This is a genomic window from Phytoactinopolyspora endophytica (assembly GCF_004138495.1).
Classification (GTDB): domain Bacteria; phylum Actinomycetota; class Actinomycetes; order Jiangellales; family Jiangellaceae; genus Phytoactinopolyspora; species Phytoactinopolyspora endophytica.
Window position 1 is genome coordinate 476 of the sequence record NZ_ML142883.1, and the last position, 957, is coordinate 1432.

1 protein-coding gene is annotated in these 957 nt (G+C 67.0%); it reads right to left on the minus strand.

The genetic code is table 11. The annotated features are described in order from the left end of the window. Nucleotides 1–583: LacI family DNA-binding transcriptional regulator (locus tag ELR45_RS40085; RefSeq protein ID WP_205857793.1), on the minus strand; the 583-nt coding region annotated here is incomplete at its 3' end. Between the last annotated feature and the right edge of the window lie 374 nt (nucleotides 584–957).

Consider the following 957-nt stretch of genomic DNA (forward strand, 5'->3'; position numbering starts at 1 on the left):
GGCCGGACGCGCCGACCTCGTCGAGCGACGACGGGGAGCCGACGAAGGCGATGCGCCGCGCACCTTGACCGACCAGATGCTCGACCGCCGAGTGCGCGCCCGCGACGTTCGGCATGGCGACATGGTGCACGGGGCCGTCGAAGATTCGCTCGCCGAGCAGCACCATCGGGTAGTCCACCCTCAGCAGGTCCGCGTCGGCCGGCCCGAGCCCCACGGTGCTGAGCAGCAGCCCGTCGTACAGCCGGATCCGGGAGGCAGCAAGGGCTTCGAGCTCGTTCTCCCGCGACGCGCCGGTCTGCTCGATCGCCACCCGGAAGCCGTGCTCCGCCGCACGTTCGATGACGAGAGCTGCCAGCTGCCCGAAGTACGGTCGGTCGATCTCCGGCACAGCGAGCCCGATGGTGCCGGTCCGGCCGCTGCGCAGGTTGCGCGCTGCGACGTTGACCTTGTAGTTCAAGGCGTCGATCGCCTGCAGGACACGTTCCCGAGTGACCTGCTTGACGTGCGGGTGGCCGTTGATGACATTCGACACCGTCATCAGGGATACGCCCGCAGCCTGCGCCACGTCGTGCATCGTCACCATCGGCGGTCTCTCCTCGCATTCAGTCTGTCATGTTCGCACCTTCGCGACGCGACCGCCAACGACCAGGGGTGTGACCACGACCGGCACATCATCCCCGGCGCTTCAGAACCCAGCGCGCGGGAAACGTCTGAGATCAGTGAGGTGAGCAATGTCGCTATACCGCAGGATGACTCACGGAGACCGCACCCACCGTCACCCCCGGGGAACCCAGCCCACCGTGCGTACTGTGCGCTTGGCAGCCGCGTTCGCCGCACTTCCGGCTGTCGTTCTGGCCGGCTGTGGCGGTGACGGAGAGGGAGATGACTCGACGTCGCTGTCGTTCTTCTCGTGGGACAACGAGGAGACGATGACGCCGATCATCGAGGAGTTCGAAG